This is a genomic window from Streptomyces sp. NPDC020681 (assembly GCF_044334895.1).
Classification (GTDB): Bacteria; Actinomycetota; Actinomycetes; order Streptomycetales; family Streptomycetaceae; genus Streptomyces.
Map to the genome: position 1 here is coordinate 56,771 of NZ_JBIRTX010000025.1, position 16,020 is coordinate 72,790.

The window sequence follows — 16,020 nt, forward strand, 5'->3', positions numbered from 1 at the left end:
CGGCACTCAATTCGAGCTGGAACAACGGAGAGCGTCATGGGCAACCGCTTCCAGGTGCAGGACCACTTCGCGGACGGCGCGCAGTACATCGGCGGCCGGCTGCGACCCGGCACGTCAGGACGTACGCAGGACATCGTGAATCCCGCGAACGGCGAGACGGTCCACAGCTACGAACTGGCCGGGGCCGCCGACGTCGACGCTGCCGTCGACGCTGCCCGCGGGGCCTTTCCAGGCTGGGCGGGTGCGACGCCCGGCGAGCGCTCCGACGCGCTGCACCGCTTCGCGGCGGTGCTCGCGGACCGCTCGGCCGACCTCGCGGACGCCGAATCGCTGCAGTGCGGCAAGCCGATCAAGCTCAGCACCGAGTTCGACGTACCGGGCACGGTCGACAACACCGCCTTCTTCGCCGGAGCGGCCCGCCATCTTCAGGGCCAGTCGGCAGGTGAGTACAGCGCCGACCACACCTCGTACGTACGCCGCGAGGCGATCGGTGTCGTCGGCTCCATCGCGCCCTGGAACTATCCGCTCCAGATGGCTGCCTGGAAGGTGCTGCCGGCGATCGCCGCGGGCAACACCATCGTGCTCAAGCCCGCCGAGATCACCCCGCTGACCTCGCTGATGTTCGCCGAGGCCGCCACGGCGGCCGGGATTCCCGACGGCGTTGTCAATGTCGTCAACGGAGCGGGCAAGGACGCCGGCGAGCAGCTGGTCGGCCATCGCGATGTCGCCATGACGTCCTTCACCGGCTCCACCGCGGTGGGCAAGCGCGTCGCCGAGATCGCCACCTCGACCGTCAAGCGGCTCCATCTCGAACTGGGCGGCAAGGCGCCCTTCCTCGTCTTCGACGACGCGGATCTCGACGCTGCGGTCAACGGCGCGGTCGCCGGCTCGCTCATCAACTCCGGCCAGGACTGCACGGCCGCCACCCGCGCCTATGTCCAGCGGCCGCTGTACGAAGCCTTCGTCAGCGGCGTCGCCGATGTGATGGCGACCGTCCGCCTCGGCGACCCGTTCGACCCGGCGACCGACCTCGGCCCGCTCGTCTCGCACCTCCAGCGCGACCGCGTGGCGGGCTTCGTCGACCGTGCGCGTTCGTACGCCACCGTCGTCACCGGCGGCCGGAGTCCCGGCGGTGACCTGGAGAAGGGCGCGTACTACCTGCCGACCCTGGTCGCGGGCGCCGCCCAGGACAGCGAGATCGTCCAGTCCGAGATCTTCGGGCCGGTCCTTGTCGTGCTGCCCTTCGACTCCGACGACGAGGGCATCGCGCTGGCCAACGACACCCCGTACGGTCTCGCCGCTTCCGCCTGGACCCGCGACGTCTTCCGCGCCGGCCGCGCCACCCGCGAGATCAAGGCGGGCTGTGTCTGGGTCAACGACCACATTCCGATCATCAGCGAGATGCCGCACGGCGGTTACAAGGCAAGTGGCTTCGGAAAGGACATGTCCGCCTACTCCTTCGAGGAGTACACGCAGGTCAAGCACGTGATGTACGACAACACGGCGGCAGTGCGCAAGGACTGGCACCGCACCATCTTCGGGGACCGATAGCAGCCACCGCCGACCAGCGGACTCATCCCGAAAGGGCACAGCTCATGGACCACAAAGAGCCCGACGGCCTGTCCGAGGCCCAAGTCGCGGCGATGCGGCGCAGTCTGACGAACGGCCGGGGCGCCCTCTCCCGGCGCTCGCTGCTGCGCGCGTCCGGGATCGGCGCGCTCGCCGTCGGCGGCGTCGGGGCACTCAGCAGCTGCGGAATCCCGCCCGCCAAGGGCCAGGGCGAAGCGGCGGACTCCGACGACCACTCGGACCAGGAGAAGCAGCTCGCGTTCTCCAACTGGACCGAGTACATGGACATCAGCGAGGACGAGAAGAGCCGTCCCACCCTGGAGGCGTTCACCAAACGCACCGGGATCAAGGTCAAGTACACCGAGGACATCAACGACAACGTCGAGTTCTTCGGCAAGATCCAGCCCCAGCTCGCCGCCGGCCAGGACACCGGCCGGGACCTGATCAACGTCACCGACTGGCTGGCCGCCCGGATGATCCGGCTCGGCTATGTCCAAAAGCTCGACCCGTCGCTGCTCCCGCACGCGTACGCCAACCTCTCGCCCCAGTTCCGCAGTCCGGACTGGGACCCGGGGCGCGCCTACTCCTACCCCTGGACCGGCATCCCGGCCGTCATCGCCTACAACATCAAGGCGACCGGCGGCCGCAAGGTCGACTCCGTCACCCAGCTCCTGGACGACCCGACCCTCAAGGGCCGGGTCAGCTTCCTCACCGAGATGCGGGACACCGTCGGCCTGACCCTGCTCGACATGGGCAAGGACCCCGCCAAGGTGAACGACGCCGACTACGACGCCGCCCTCAACCGGCTGCAGAAGGGCGTCGACAAGAAGCAGATCCGTCGCTTCACCGGCAACGACTACACCTCCGACCTCGACAAGGGTGATATCGCGGCCTGTGTCGCCTGGGCCGGCGACCTCATCCAGCTCCAGGTCGACAACCCGGACATCCGCTACGCCATCCCCGCCGCCGGCTATATGACGGCCACCGACAACCTGCTGGTCCCGGCGCATGCCCGGCACAAGAAGAACGCCACCAGGCTGATCGACTACTACTACGAACTCCCGGTCGCCGCCCAGCTCGCCGCGTACATCAACTACGTGACGCCGGTCGCCGGAGTGGGCGCGGAGCTCGCCAAGATCGACCCGGCGCTGGCCGAGAACCCGCTGATCATTCCCGATGCGGCCATGGCGGCCAAGTCCCACTCCTTCCGCTCGCTCTCCTCGACGGAGGAGACGGCGTACGAGGAGAAGTTCACCAAGCTCATCGGCGCCTGACCTCCTCATCCCCCGACACCACTGGGACCGCGACCCATGACTGACAAGACAGCGGGCGGCGATGTCCGCCTCTCCGGGATCAGCAAGACCTACGGCTCCTTCACCGCCGTACAGCCGCTCGATCTGACCGTCCCGCAAGGCTCGTTCTTCGCCCTGCTGGGCGCGTCCGGCTGCGGCAAGACGACCACCCTGCGGATGATCGCCGGGCTGGAGGACCCCACCACCGGCTCGGTCTTCCTCGGCGACCGTGACGTCACCGATCTGCCGCCGCACAAGCGCCCGGTCAACACGGTCTTCCAGAGCTATGCGCTCTTCCCGCATCTCGACATCTACGAGAACGTCGCCTTCGGCCTTCGCCGCCGCGGCATCAAGTCGGTGAAGAAGCAGGTCGGCGACATGCTCGAGCTCGTCGAGCTGGGCGATTTCGCCAAGCGCAAGCCGCATCAGCTCTCCGGAGGCCAGCAGCAGCGCGTTGCCGTCGCCCGCGCGCTGATCAACCACCCGCAGGTGCTTCTCCTCGACGAGCCGCTCGGCGCGCTCGACCTCAAGCTGCGCCGTCAGATGCAGCTTGAGCTCAAGCGCATCCAGACCGAGGTCGGCATCACCTTCGTCCATGTCACCCACGACCAGGAGGAGGCCATGACGATGGCCGACACGGTCGCGGTGATGAACGCGGGACGCGTCGAGCAGCTCGGCGCACCCGCCGAGCTCTACGAGAACCCGCAGACCACCTTCGTCGCCAACTTCCTCGGCACCTCCAACCTCATCGAGGCCGAGGTCGCCGAGAACAGCGGTGGCGAGGTCATCGTCACGGCCGCCGACGCCAAGCTGCGACTGGCCGCCGAACGCTGCGCCACCCAGCCCCGCGCCGGTGAGAAGCTGCTGGTCGGTGTGCGCCCGGAGAAGATCTCGCTGGTCCATGCGGACGACGCGGGCTCCATCGCCGACGGCCGCAACCGCTTCACCGGCACCATCGCCGACTCCAGCTTCATCGGCGTCTCCACGCAGTACGTCATCGACAGCCCGGTCTGTCCGGAGCTCGAGGTGTACGTGCAGAACATCGAGCGTGACGCGCGGCTGGTGCCCGGCGCCCAGGTCGTCCTGCACTGGAACCCCGAGCACACCTTCGGACTGGACGCCGCGCAGGACATCGACGCCGGTGTGGAGACGGTGGAGGAGAAGACGCCATGACCGTCACCGCCGCCCCACCAGCCCCGCCCACACCGGAGCCGGTGGTCCACAAGCCGTCCGTACGCCGCAAGTTGGTGCCGTACTGGCTGCTGCTGCCGGGCATTCTGTGGCTGCTGGTCTTCTTCGCGCTGCCGATGCTCTACCAGGCGTCGACCTCGGTGCAGACCGGCTCCCTCGAAGAGGGCTTCGAGGTCACCTGGCACTTCCAGACCTACTGGGACGCGCTCACCGAGTACTACCCGCAGTTTGTGCGCTCGCTGCTCTACGCCGGCACCGCCACCCTCCTGTGCCTGCTGTTCGGCTATCCGCTCGCGTATCTGATCGCGTTCAGGGCGGGCCGCTGGCGCAATCTGCTGCTGGTGCTGGTCATCGCGCCGTTCTTCACCAGCTTCCTGATCCGCACGCTCGCCTGGAAGACGATCCTCGCGGACGGCGGTCCGGTGGTGGACGTGCTCAACACCATCGGCTTCCTGGACGTCACCGACTGGCTCGGGATGACCGACGGCAGCCGGGTGCTCGCCACCCCGCTGGCGGTGGTCACCGGTCTGACGTACAACTTCCTGCCGTTCATGATCCTGCCGCTGTACACCTCGCTGGAGCGGATCGACCCGCGTCTCCACGAGGCGGCCCGTGACCTGTACGCCAGGCCGTCGACGGTCTTCCGCAAGGTGACCTTCCCGCTGTCCATGCCGGGTGTCGTCTCCGGGACGCTGCTCACCTTCATTCCGGCCAGCGGCGACTACGTCAACGCCGAACTGCTCGGTTCCACGGACACCCGCATGATCGGCAACGTCATCCAGTCGCAGTTCCTGAGGGTGCTCGACTATCCGACAGCGGCCGCGTTGTCCTTCATTCTCATGGCGGTCGTGCTGATCATGGTCACCTTCTACATCCGCCGGGCCGGGACGGAGGAGCTCGTCTGATGCGATGGATACGACGCAACCTCGTGGTGATCGTGGGCCTGCTCACGCTCGTATACCTGATCGTGCCGAACATCGTCGTGATGGTGTTCTCGTTCAACAAGCCGGCGGGCCGGTTCAACTACTCCTGGGTGGAGTTCTCCACCGACGCCTGGAAGGACCCGTGCGGCGTCGCCGACATGTGCGGCTCGCTCTCGCTGTCGCTCCAGATCGCCCTCTGGGCGACCATCGGAGCCACCGTCCTCGGCTCGATGATCGCCTTCGCGCTGGTCCGCTACCGCTTCAGGGCGCGCGGCGCGATCAACTCGCTGATCTTCCTGCCGATGGCGATGCCCGAGGTGGTCATGGCCGCCTCACTGCTCACGCTCTTCCTGAACCTGGGAGCGGAGCTCGGCTACTTCACCATCCTCATCGCGCACACCATGTTCTGCCTCAGCTTTGTCGTGGTGGCGGTCAAGGCGCGCGTGCTGTCGATGGATCCGCGTCTGGAGGAGGCCGCCCGCGATCTCTACGCGGGACCCGTGCAGACCTTCGTACGGGTCACGCTGCCGATCGCCGCGCCCGGCATCGCCGCCGGCGCGATGCTCGCCTTCGCGCTCTCCTTCGACGACTTCATCATCACCAACTTCAACTCGGGCAACACCGTCACCTTCCCCATGTTCGTCTGGGGCTCGGCCCAGCGCGGCACGCCCGTCCAGATCAATGTCATCGGCACGGCCATGTTCGCCATCGCCGTGCTGATCGTGGTCGGCGCGCAGCTCATCAGCAACCGGCGGAAGCACGGCGCCCTCGCCAAGTAGGCACCGAACAGGCCCGCACAGGCCCCGAAGGAGTGGAAACCATGGCCCCAGCTGCCATGACCTTTGCCTCATCACTTTCCGACGCCCAGCCCGTCGCATTCTGGCTGGACGACCCCGCCAAGCCCGACCCGCTGCCGGCGCTGACCGGCGACGAACGCTGCGACCTCCTCGTCGTCGGCGGTGGCTACAGCGGACTGTGGACCGCGCTCCTCGCCAAGGAGCGCGACCCCGAGTGGGACGTCGTACTGATCGAAGGGCGCGAGGTGGGCTGGGCCGCCTCGGGCCGCAACGGCGGCTTCTGCGCCGCCTCCCTCACACACGGCCTGGGCAACGGCCTCGCCCGCTGGCCCGGCGAGCTGGCCAAGCTGGAGGAGCTCGGCGACCGCAACCTCGACGCCATCGAGGCCGCGGTCAAGAGGTACGCCATCGACTGCGACTTCGAGCGCACCGGCGAGATCGACGTCGCCACCGAGCCGTACCAGCTCGAAGAGCTCCGCGAGATGTACGAGGAGGCCGAGCGCCTCGGCTTCGGCGACGGGCTCGAACTCCTCGACCAGGACGCGGTGCGCGCCGAGGTGAACTCGCCGACCTTCCTCGGCGGGCTGTGGGACCGGAGCGGCGTCGCCATGGTCCATCCCGCCAAGCTCGCCTGGGGACTCAAGCAGGTCTGTCTCGACCTCGGCGTACGGATCTACGAGAACACCCGCGGCACCGAACTCGCCTCCTCCGGCGACGGCATGGCGGTCCGCACGCCGTACGGCCGGGTCCTCGCGCGCCGGGTCGCGCTCGGCACCAATGTGTTTCCGTCGCTGGTCAAGCGGGTGCGTCCGTACACGGTCCCGGTGTACGACTACGCGCTGATGACCGAGCCGCTCCTCCCCGCGCAACTGGCCTCCATCGGCTGGCAGAACCGGCAGGGCCTCGGCGACGTCGCCAACCAGTTCCACTACTTCCGCATCACCGCCGACCACCGGATCCTCTGGGGCGGCTACGACGCGATCTATCCGTTCGGCGGCCGGGTCAGCGCCGAGCTGGACCACCGGCCCGAGACCTATCTCAAGCTCGCGGGCCATTTCTTCGACTGCTTCCCGCAGTTGGAGGGGGTGCGCTTCAGTCATGCCTGGGGCGGCGCGATCGACACCTGCTCGCGTTTCTCCGCGTTCTTCGGCACGGCGCACGGCGGCAAGGTCGCCTACGCCGCCGGCTACACGGGGCTCGGTGTCGGCGCGACCCGGTTCGGCGCCGATGTGATGCTCGATCTGCTGTCCGGCGAACGGACCGAGCGCACGGAGCTGAAGATGGTGCGCAGCAAGCCGATGCCGTTCCCGCCGGAGCCGGTCGCCTGGGCGGGTATCGGGCTGACCAAGTGGGCGCTGGCCAGGGCGGATGCCAATGGCGGCCGGCGCAATGTGTGGCTGCGGGCGATGGACCGGCTGGGCCTCGGCTTCGACAGCTAGGGCCTGTCGTCTGGATCAGGCCCTGGACGTGTTGCGGTTCTCTCGACCGGCCGGGACCGGTGCTCGCCGACTTCGGCGAGTCCCGTATGGGCTTCTTCGTGCCGCCCGGCACGGCCGCGCGCTGGGTCGGCACGGGTGTACGGAGCGCGTGCCCCGGCATCTGGATCGTGGTGCCGTACCCGGGCCGGGCCACTGTCGGCGGGGTGCGCCGGCTGATCACACCGGACGGCTCCGGCACGCTCACCGATCCGGCTCTGCTGGAGCTCGCGATGCACGAAGCGGCTGCCTCAATCGCCAGGAGCGAGGGGGACCAGGGGCGCTGAGGGGCCCGGTGGAGCTCGGTGGATCGCCAGAGGTCTTGACAACCGCATTGGTCTGGACCATGTTGTGCGCGCTCCCACTCCCCATCCCCCCATGCCCCGGAGGCAGTTGTGGACCGCACCAGACTCTTGGCCGTCCTTTCGGCGGCCGCCCTCGCCATCAGCGGACTTGTCGCCACAGCGAGCACCGCCGGAGCGGCCGACACCGAACTCGCCCGCAACGGCGGCTTCGAGGCGGGCCTCAACGACTGGAGCTGTACCTCGGGCAGCGGCGCCCTCGTCAACTCACCGACGCACGGCGGAAGTTCCGCGCTCAAGGCCACCCCGGCAGGCAGCGACAACGCCAAGTGCAGCCAGACCGTCACCGTCCAGCCGAACTCCGACTACACGCTCAGCGGCTGGGTCCAGGGCAGCTACGTCTACCTCGGCGCGTCCGGCACCGGCACCGCCGACGTCTCCACCTGGACGCCATCCGCCCCCAGCTGGCAGAAGCTCTCCACGACCTTCCGCACGGGCGCCTCCACCACCTCGGTGACCATCTACACCCATGGCTGGTACGGCACTCCCGCCTACTACGCCGACGACCTCTCGCTACTCGGCCCCGGCGGCGACCCGGTCCAGATACCGGCCGCCCCCACCGGCCTGACCGCGGGCAGCCCTGGCTCCACCTCCGTGCCGCTGAGCTGGCAGCCCGTCTCCGGAGCGACCGGCTACAGCGTCTACCGCAACGGCACCAAGGCCCTCTCGGTGACCGGGACGTCGGCCACCGTGACGGGACTCTCCCCGGCCACCACGTACAGCTTCCAGGTCACCGCGACCAACAGCGCCGGCGAATCTCCCAAGTCCATCACCGTGGGCGCGACGACCACCAGCGGCGGCGACCCGGGCGGCGGCGACCTCCCGGCCCACGCCCTCGTCGGCTATCTCCACTCCAGCTTCGCCAACGGCTCCGGCTACACGCGCATGGCGGATGTGCCGGACTCCTGGGACATCATCAACCTCGCCTTCGGCGAGCCGACTTCGGTCACCTCCGGCGACATCCGCTACAGCCTGTGCCCGGCGAGCGAATGCCCGGGCGTCGAGTCGCCCGCCGACTTCAAGGCCGCCATCAAGGCCAAGCAGGCCGCCGGCAAGAAGGTCCTGATCTCCATCGGCGGCGCCAACGGCCAGGTCCAGCTCTCCTCCACGGCCGCGCGTGACACCTTCGTCTCCTCGGTGTCGAAGATCATCGACGAGTACGGACTCGACGGCCTGGACATCGACTTCGAGGGCCACTCGCTGCAGCTGAACGCGGGAGACACGGACTTCCGCAACCCGACGACCCCCGTCGTCGTCAATCTGATCTCCGCGCTGAAGACGCTCAAGGCGAAGTACGGCTCCGACTTCGTTCTCACCATGGCCCCGGAGACCTTCTTCGTGCAGCTGGGCTACCAGTACTACGGCTCGGGCCCGTTCGGCGGCCAGGACCCGCGCTGCGGCGCGTACCTCCCGGTCATCCACGCGCTGCGCGACGACCTCACGCTGCTGCACGTCCAGCACTACAACTCGGGCCCGATCATGGGTCTCGACGACCAGTACCACAACATGGGCAGCGCCGACTTCCACATCTCGATGACCGACATGCTGCTCACCGGCTTCCCGGTCGCCAAGGACCAGTCGAGGTTCTTCCCGGCGCTCCGCGCCGATCAGGTCGCCATCGGCCTCCCGGCCTCCACGAACGCGGGCAACGGCCACACCGCGCCGGCCGAGGTCAACAAGGCGCTCGACTGCCTGACGAAGAAGACCAACTGCGGCTCGTACCAGACCCATGGCACCTGGCCCGCTCTGCGCGGCCTGATGACCTGGTCGATCAACTGGGATCGCTACAGCCAGTGGGAGTTCTCGAAGAACTTCGACGCATACGGCTGGTGACCAGCAGCACCGCTCCGAACAGGCACCAGCTGGCCAGCACGTCGAGGGGCCAGTGGTAGCCGCGCAGCACCAGTCCGATGCCCGTCGCCACCGTCAGCAGTACGGCGACGGGCATCGCCCAACTCGCCCGCACCAGTAGGGCGGCAGCGCCATAGGCCACCAGCGCGGTGGCGCTGTGGCCGGACGGGTAGTAGCCGGTCGCCTCGGTGAGCGGGCCCTGGCGGTCGATCAGCGCCTTCAGCGGCACGACGAGCGCGGGCACGGCGGCCATGGCGAGCACGGCGTACAGCGCGTCGAGTCGGCGGCCCCGCCACACGGCGTACGCGAGCGCCAGCGCAAGGACGGGAAGCGCCACGGCCATGTTGCCGAGGTCGGCAAGGAGGTCGGTCAGCGGCCGGGGACCGTGGCCGACGATCGCGTGCTCGACCCGCTCGTCAAGGGAGCGCAGCGGCCCATTGGCAGCAACCTGCCAGGTGATCAACGCGAAGAGCGCGGCGTACAGCGCCAGAAGAACCGGGAAAAGAGGAAAAGCCGGCCGCCTCGGAACAGGGGGGGTAGTTCCGAAGCAGCCGGCCGGACCGGTCAACTGCGCGCCCCGGGGGGTTTGGGGCGGGCGGCCATCCGATCGGTGAGGAGTTCCGGAGCCGGAGGCTCCAGTGGTGTGCGCGAGGGCACGACCAGGGCGGGGCTGGGGAGGCTCCGACCTGGGGTCGCCCGCAGTCCCCTGCGGGCGGGGTGTTTCTCTCATCTGCAGGAACCGTACGGCAGGGGCCGGGGCACCGACAGGCGGATCTCCATCCCGCCATGGCCCTCGCACAGCTTCTTCACACGCCCTGACCGCTCGGAACTCTTCCCGCCGGTCAGACGCCTGCGAACGCCTGCTCGATGATGTCCAGACCCTCGCTGAGCAGGTCTTCGCCGATCACCAGCGGCGGCAGGAAACGCAGCACGTTGCCGTAGGTGCCACAGGTCAGGACCAGCAGCCCCTCGGCGTGGCAGGCCTTGGCGAGCGCGGCGGTCGCGGCCGGGTTCGGCTCCTTGGTGTCCCGGTCCTTCACCAGCTCGATCGCGATCATCGCGCCACGGCCGCGGATGTCGCCGATGATGTCGAACTTTTCGGCCATCGCGGTCAGGCGGCCCTTCATGACCTCCTCGATGCGCTTGGCCTTCGCGTTGAGGTCGAGCTCCTTCATGGTCTCGATCGCGCCGAGCGCACCGGCACAGGCGACCGGGTTGCCGCCGTACGTACCGCCGAGGCCGCCCGCGTGCGGGGCGTCCATGATCTCGGCGCGGCCGGTCACGGCGGCGAGCGGCAGACCGCCCGCGATGCCCTTGGCGGTGGTGATCAGGTCCGGGACGACGCCCTCGTCCTCACAGGCGAACCACTGGCCGGTGCGGCAGAAGCCGGACTGGATCTCGTCGGCCACGAACACGATGCCGTTGTCCTTGGCGAACTGCGCGATCGCCGGCAGGAAGCCCTTGGCCGGCTCGATGAAGCCGCCCTCGCCGAGCACCGGCTCGATGATGATCGCGGCGACGTTCTCGGCGCCGACCTGCTTGCTGATCATGTCGATGGCCTGCGCGGAGGCCTCGGCGCCGGCGTTCTCGGCACCGGTCGGCCAGCGGTAGCCGTACGCCACCGGCACCCGGTAGACCTCGGGCGCGAACGGCCCGAAGCCGTGCTTGTACGGCATGTTCTTCGCGGTCAGCGCCATGGTCAGGTTCGTACGGCCGTGGTAGCCGTGGTCGAAGACGACGACCGCCTGGCGCTTGGTGTAGGCGCGGGCGATCTTGACGGCGTTCTCGACGGCCTCGGCGCCGGAGTTGAACAGCGCGGACTTCTTGGCGTGGTCGCCGGGGGTGAGCTCGGCGAGGGCCTCGGCGACGGCCACGTACCCCTCGTACGGCGTGACCATGAAACAGGTGTGGGTGAACTCCTGCAGCTGCGCGGAGGCCCGCCGCACGACGGCCTCGGCGGACGCGCCGACGGAGGTCACGGCGATGCCGGAGCCGAAGTCGATGAGGCGGTTGCCGTCCACGTCCTCGATGACCCCACGATCGGCCCGCGCGGTGAACACGGGCAGCACGGACCCCACACCACCGGCGACCGCGGCGGTACGGCGGGCCTGAAGCTCGATCGACTTCGGACCGGGAATGGCGGTGACGACGCGGCGCTCCTGCGGGATTGCGGTCATGAGGGGCTCCTGGGGTGCTGGGTGGACGTGTGCTTCGGCGTTGAGCGGTGCTGCTTGTCTTTCTTCGCAGGCTAGGCGGGGGAGGGGGGAGGGGGCATGCGCCGATCGGGAGTGTTGGGGGTGTGTCCTTGTCCGTGCCGGACATAGCTCCGGACATAGCTCCGGACACAGCTGGGGCCTCTCGGCGCCACTACCGCGGCAGCGCGACACCGTCCGGATCGCTGAACTACCCCGACAGGGGCACTAGATTGACCGTGCACAGAGCGGGCCTGGCTGGTCAGGGGGCAGCAGTTCATGGATTCCGAAGGCACATTCGACGCGCGCGGCACACGGCACAACCCCGTGCCACGGCCCGCGGGGCCGCCGAGCATCCCCGGGATCCCCGCCGTCCCCGGTCACGCGCCCACCACCCGCCCCGCCGTCGGCGACTGGCTGCGCATCCCGCGCCCGGCCGCCGCCCCCGGCATCTGGCGCCTCGGCCACCGCCCCCGCCCGGAGGAGGAGCCCGAGCTCGTCCCGGCCCGCCAGCTGTTCAGCGGAGCGTTTGTCGCCTACCTCTGCGGTTGGCTCCTCTGGTCACTCCTGTGGAACGGATACCTCGAGGGGTGGTGGATCTTCGTCGACCAGTGGTGGCTGCTGCCGATGCTCTGGCTGGTGCCCGATGACTGGAAGTCCGCCGCCAGCCCCAACGTCGACCTGTTCGTCGCCGCGACATACCTCTGGGACGCCATCGTCCTGAGCCTGCTCGCCGTCGGCTTCGGCCGGGTCGGCAACTGGCGCGAGGTGTGGCTGCGGTTCGGGGTGCCGCTGTGGCCGCTGTTCGTCCTGCTGCCGGGTGTGTGGCGCGAGATGCCGAGGACGGTCACCTGGCTCACCTGGGCGTCCAACATCTACTACGTGCTGCTCGTGGTGGCGATCGTCGCCGCCGTGGGCCGTGTCGGCACATGGCCTGCCGTCCGCCGTCGTCTCGGGACCCTCCCGCCCGAAGCCGCACCGCAGCGGCCCGAGGCGGACCCCGCCGACTGGCCCGAACTGCGCACGGCCGGCCTCGGCGACGCCGCACAGAGCCTCGCCGAGGCCACCCGGACCGGCGCACTCGGCGATGTGGACTACGCCAGGATCCGGCGCGCCTGGCAGGGCGTCCACGCCCGGCCGGAACGGCTCGCAGCCTTCACCGAAACCGTCCGCAAGAACGGACCGGCCGCCTGCGGCCACCCGTCCGGCGTACGCGATCTGCCCGTCCGTACCGCCACGCACGACCTGGCAACCGCACAGGTCAAGATCGGCACCGTCGCCGACGACGAGCGCAACCCCTACGCCCGCCGCACCACCGGCGTCGCCCTCGATCCGTCCCTCCTCGGGACCTCCCTCCTCGCCGTCGGCCCCTCCGGATCCGGCAAGAGCGTCCGTCTCGTGCGGCCCGTCGTCGAGTCGATGTGTCTGCTCGCGCTCGCCAACCGCGCCGCCGTCGTCGCCGTCACCGCCCACGGCACCGGGCTCGCTCCCGACGACGCCTTCGATCTCGTCGTCGCCGTCGGACGGCCCGAGTCCACCCACGACCTCGATCTCTACGGCGGCGCCGACGACCCCGACGAGGCCGCCCGGGTGCTCGCCGAGGCGCTGGTCGGTGATCTCGCCGCCACGCTGCCCGGCGGTGACAGCAGGCGCGCCGCCACCGCGCTGGCGCAGTTGATCGGGCCGTACCAGAGCGTGCACGGGCATTTCCCGGCCGTGCCGGAGCTGCGTGAGCTGCTCGGTGGTGCGCCCGCCGCCGTCGGGGCGTTGCGGGCCGCGCTGGAGGCCGATGGCGGTCCCGCCGCCGCCGCGCAGCTGCGGGAACTGGACGCCCGTGCACGGCAGTCCGCCCGCGCCGACGACATCGGCGTGCTGCTCGCCGAGCGCATCGCCTTCCTGGACCGGCCCGCGTTCGCGCAGTTCTTCCGTACGGACGGCGGGGGCCGCCAGTTCTCGCTGCGCGCCGTGGAGCACCCGCTCCGGGTCCGTATCGACCTTCCGGAGCGCGGCCACGCCGAGGCCTCGCGGATCGTGGCCCGGCTGGTGCTCGCGCAGTTCAACGAGGCCGCGCTGAGCCGGACGGACCGGTCGCTGTTCGCCTGTCTCGTGCTCGACGACGCGACGTACACCGTCACCGCCGACTCCGTGCGCGCGGTCCAGCGGCTGCGTTCGGCCAACGCCGGAGTGCTGTTCGCGCTGCGCACCCTGGAGGACGTGCCGGAGCCGCTCCGCGGTCCGCTGCTCGGCGCGGTCGGCTGCCGGATGGCGTTCGCCGGGCTGGCGCCCTGGGACGGCGGACGGTTCGCCGAGGCCTGGGGCACCGAGTGGGTGCAGACCCGCGATGTCACCAACCGGCAGATCGTCTCCGACGAGCCGCTCACCAAGGCGCTGCACATGATGCGCCGCCTGGTCACCGGAAAGGCGGCCACCGCCGAGGCGATCACGGTGCGTGAGGTGGAGCGGGCCCGCTGGTCGGCCTCGGACCTCGCGCATGCCGTGCCCGCGGGGCATGCGGTGCTTTCGCTGACGACCGTACGGGGCGAGCACGCGCCGCCCCTGCTGGTGGATCTGCGCACCTGACCCGGCGCCCGGACTGCTACGCCCTGGCAGAATCGAGGTACGCCGTTCATACGGGACGGCGAAATCCGCCACATCTCCGCGCGTCTGCTCGAAGGGCCTACCGTCCCATGCCGCCCACGCTCGCTTCGCTCGTCCAGCACTCGGCGCTCAAACTCACCGTGCGCGCCGGGGAGGACCGGCTGGAGACGCCGGTGCGCTGGGCCCATGTCAGCGAACTCGCCGACCCCGTGCCGTACATGGAGGGCGGCGAGCTGCTGCTGGTGACGGCGATGAAGCTGGACGCGGAGGACCGCGAGGTGATGCGCCGCTATGTGCGCAGGCTGGCCGGCGCGGGCGTCGTCGGGCTCGGTTTCGCGGTCGGCGTGTACTACGACGACATCCCGGACGCGCTCGTCGACGCCGCGACGGAGCAGGGGTTTCCACTGCTGGCGGTGCCCCGCCGCACCCCGTTCCTGGCGATCAGCAAGGCGGTGTCCGCGGCGATCGCGGCCGACCAGTACCGCGCGGTGACCGCCGGTTTCGAGGCTCAGCGGGAGCTGACGCGGGCGGCTCTCGCCGAGGGCCCGGGCGCGGTCGTCGCCCGGCTCGCCGCGCATGTCCACGGCTGGGCCGCGCTGTACGACGCGTCCGGGTCCGTCGTCGCCGCCTCGCCGGACTGGGCCGCACGGCGGGCCGCCCGGCTCACCGCCGACGTGGAGCGGCTGCGTGAGCGCTCCGCGCCCGCCAGCGCGGTCGTCGGCGACTCGGACGACGACCGGGTGGAGCTGCAGTCGCTGGGCAGCGGGCGGCGGGTGCGCGGCGCGCTGGCCGTCGGCACGGGCGCGCCGCTGGGCACCGCCGAGCGGTACGCCGTGCACTCCGCCGTCGCGCTGCTCACTCTCTCCACGGAGCGTTCGCGCTCGTTCCAGGAGGCCGAACAGCGCCTCGGCGCGGCGGTGTTGAGGATGCTGCTGTCGGGCCAGCCGGACCATGCGCGCGCGGTCGCCGGGGATCTGTACGGCGGACTGCTGGACGCGCCGTTCCGGCTGCTGCTCGCCGAGCAGGCCGGCGAGCCGGACCCGGCCGTCGAGGATCCGCTCAAGGCCTTCGCCGAACTGCTGGACTCGGCGGCGTCCCGGGCCGGAGAGCCCCTGCTCGCCGTGCCCGACGTCGACGACCGGCTGGTGGTGCTCGGCGCGGACGGCGGGGCGGTGGTCGCGGCGGCGGTGGCCGCGTACGGGGAGAAGGAGGCCGAGGACGCCGAGTTGGTCGTCGGCCTCTCGGCACCGACCGGACCCATAGCGGCGGCCGGTGCGTACAAGCAGTCCGAACAGGCGCTGTCCGTCGCCAGGCGGCGCGGCCGCGCGCTCGTCGAGCACGAGGAACTGGCCGCGGGATCGATCCTTCCGCTGCTCGCGGACGACGCCGTGCGGGCCTTCGCGGACGGCATGCTGCGCGCGCTGTACGAACACGATGCGACCGGACGCGGCGATCTGGTCGCCTCGCTGCGGGCCTGGCTCTCGCGGCACGGGCAGTGGGACGCGGCGGCGGCGGACCTCGGTGTGCACCGGCACACGCTGCGGTACCGGATGCGCCGGGTGGAGGAAATCCTGGGCCGCTCGCTGGACGATCCGGATGTCCGGATGGAGCTGTGGCTGGCGCTGAAGACGTCGGCGGGCGCGGCGGCGGACTGACGTCCCTGTGGAGTTTTTTCGGTCCCGGTGCCCGAACCCGGGCAGAATTCTTGGCATTTGATTGTTCAAGTGCCTAGGGTCCTGCCTCGTGGGCGATAGCGGCGGGGAGCACCCG

11 protein-coding genes and 1 pseudogene are annotated in these 16,020 nt (G+C 70.0%); 10 read left to right on the top strand and 2 right to left on the bottom strand.

The annotated features are described in order from the left end of the window. Positions 1-36 precede the first annotated feature (36 nt). From ACH4YL_RS35930 to ACH4YL_RS35965, 8 genes and pseudogenes are all read left to right on the top strand, one after another. Entirely contained in the window at positions 37-1,551 is a 1,515-nt protein-coding gene (locus ACH4YL_RS35930; protein WP_398511723.1) for a gamma-aminobutyraldehyde dehydrogenase, read from the top strand. 44 nt (positions 1,552-1,595) lie between these two features. Continuing rightward, a complete protein-coding gene (locus tag ACH4YL_RS35935; protein ID WP_398511724.1) occupies positions 1,596-2,843 on the top strand; it encodes a PotD/PotF family extracellular solute-binding protein in 1,248 nt (415 codons plus the stop codon). Between the two features lie 36 nt (positions 2,844-2,879). Then, a complete protein-coding gene (locus ACH4YL_RS35940) occupies positions 2,880-4,034 on the top strand; it encodes an ABC transporter ATP-binding protein (protein ID WP_398511725.1) in 1,155 nt (384 codons plus the stop codon). Then, positions 4,031-4,957, top strand: coding sequence for an ABC transporter permease (locus ACH4YL_RS35945; RefSeq protein WP_398511726.1), 927 nt, complete (start codon positions 4,031-4,033; stop codon positions 4,955-4,957). The genes ACH4YL_RS35940 and ACH4YL_RS35945 overlap by 4 nt, the downstream gene beginning before the upstream one ends. Further along, on the top strand, positions 4,957-5,754 hold the full coding sequence (locus tag ACH4YL_RS35950) for an ABC transporter permease (RefSeq protein WP_398511727.1): 798 nt from the start codon (positions 4,957-4,959) through the stop codon (positions 5,752-5,754). Before ACH4YL_RS35945 ends, ACH4YL_RS35950 begins: the two co-directional genes overlap by 1 nt. 41 nt (positions 5,755-5,795) lie before the next feature. Beyond that, positions 5,796-7,211, top strand: coding sequence for an NAD(P)/FAD-dependent oxidoreductase (locus tag ACH4YL_RS35955; protein ID WP_398511728.1), 1,416 nt, complete (start codon positions 5,796-5,798; stop codon positions 7,209-7,211). Between the two features lie 41 nt (positions 7,212-7,252). Beyond that, positions 7,253-7,534: pseudogene (locus tag ACH4YL_RS35960) on the top strand (hypothetical protein); the annotation flags it as partial. 108 nt (positions 7,535-7,642) lie between these two features. Next, positions 7,643-9,442, top strand: coding sequence for a chitinase (locus ACH4YL_RS35965; RefSeq protein ID WP_398511729.1), 1,800 nt, complete (start codon positions 7,643-7,645; stop codon positions 9,440-9,442). On the opposite strand, the gene ACH4YL_RS35970 is transcribed toward ACH4YL_RS35965, so the two are convergent. Beyond that, the gene (locus ACH4YL_RS35970; protein WP_398511730.1) at positions 9,381-10,190 is read right to left on the bottom strand and encodes a phosphatase PAP2 family protein; all 810 of its coding nucleotides are present in this window, start codon (positions 10,188-10,190) and stop codon (positions 9,381-9,383) included. The two genes, ACH4YL_RS35965 and ACH4YL_RS35970, sit on opposite strands and share 62 nt — an antisense overlap. 112 nt (positions 10,191-10,302) lie before the next feature. Then, positions 10,303-11,637 (bottom strand): 4-aminobutyrate--2-oxoglutarate transaminase, encoded by a 1,335-nt coding sequence (gene gabT, locus ACH4YL_RS35975; protein WP_398511731.1) that lies wholly within the window; start codon positions 11,635-11,637, stop codon positions 10,303-10,305. Between the two features lie 294 nt (positions 11,638-11,931). Between gabT and ACH4YL_RS35980 the strand changes: the two genes are divergently transcribed. Beyond that, on the top strand, positions 11,932-14,232 hold the full coding sequence (locus ACH4YL_RS35980) for an ATP/GTP-binding protein (protein ID WP_398511732.1): 2,301 nt from the start codon (positions 11,932-11,934) through the stop codon (positions 14,230-14,232). Between the two features lie 107 nt (positions 14,233-14,339). Further along, positions 14,340-15,905, top strand: a complete 1,566-nt coding sequence (locus ACH4YL_RS35985) for a PucR family transcriptional regulator (protein ID WP_398511733.1) — start codon at positions 14,340-14,342, stop codon at positions 15,903-15,905. Positions 15,906-16,020 lie beyond the last annotated feature (115 nt).

Excerpts from the sequence above, each read along its gene's own strand:
- ACH4YL_RS35930 (WP_398511723.1), top strand. The coding sequence starts at position 37 with ATGGGCAACCGCTTCCAGGTGCAGGACCACTTCGCGGACGGCGCGCAG.
- ACH4YL_RS35935 (WP_398511724.1), top strand. The coding sequence starts at position 1,596 with ATGGACCACAAAGAGCCCGACGGCCTGTCCGAGGCCCAAGTCGCGGCG.
- ACH4YL_RS35940 (WP_398511725.1), top strand. The coding sequence starts at position 2,880 with ATGACTGACAAGACAGCGGGCGGCGATGTCCGCCTCTCCGGGATCAGC.
- ACH4YL_RS35945 (WP_398511726.1), top strand. The coding sequence starts at position 4,031 with ATGACCGTCACCGCCGCCCCACCAGCCCCGCCCACACCGGAGCCGGTG.
- ACH4YL_RS35950 (WP_398511727.1), top strand. The coding sequence starts at position 4,957 with ATGCGATGGATACGACGCAACCTCGTGGTGATCGTGGGCCTGCTCACG.
- ACH4YL_RS35955 (WP_398511728.1), top strand. The coding sequence starts at position 5,796 with ATGGCCCCAGCTGCCATGACCTTTGCCTCATCACTTTCCGACGCCCAG.
- ACH4YL_RS35970 (WP_398511730.1), bottom strand. The coding sequence starts at position 10,190 with ATGAGAGAAACACCCCGCCCGCAGGGGACTGCGGGCGACCCCAGGTCG.
- gabT (WP_398511731.1), bottom strand. The coding sequence starts at position 11,637 with ATGACCGCAATCCCGCAGGAGCGCCGCGTCGTCACCGCCATTCCCGGT.
- ACH4YL_RS35980 (WP_398511732.1), top strand. The coding sequence starts at position 11,932 with ATGGATTCCGAAGGCACATTCGACGCGCGCGGCACACGGCACAACCCC.
- ACH4YL_RS35985 (WP_398511733.1), top strand. The coding sequence starts at position 14,340 with ATGCCGCCCACGCTCGCTTCGCTCGTCCAGCACTCGGCGCTCAAACTC.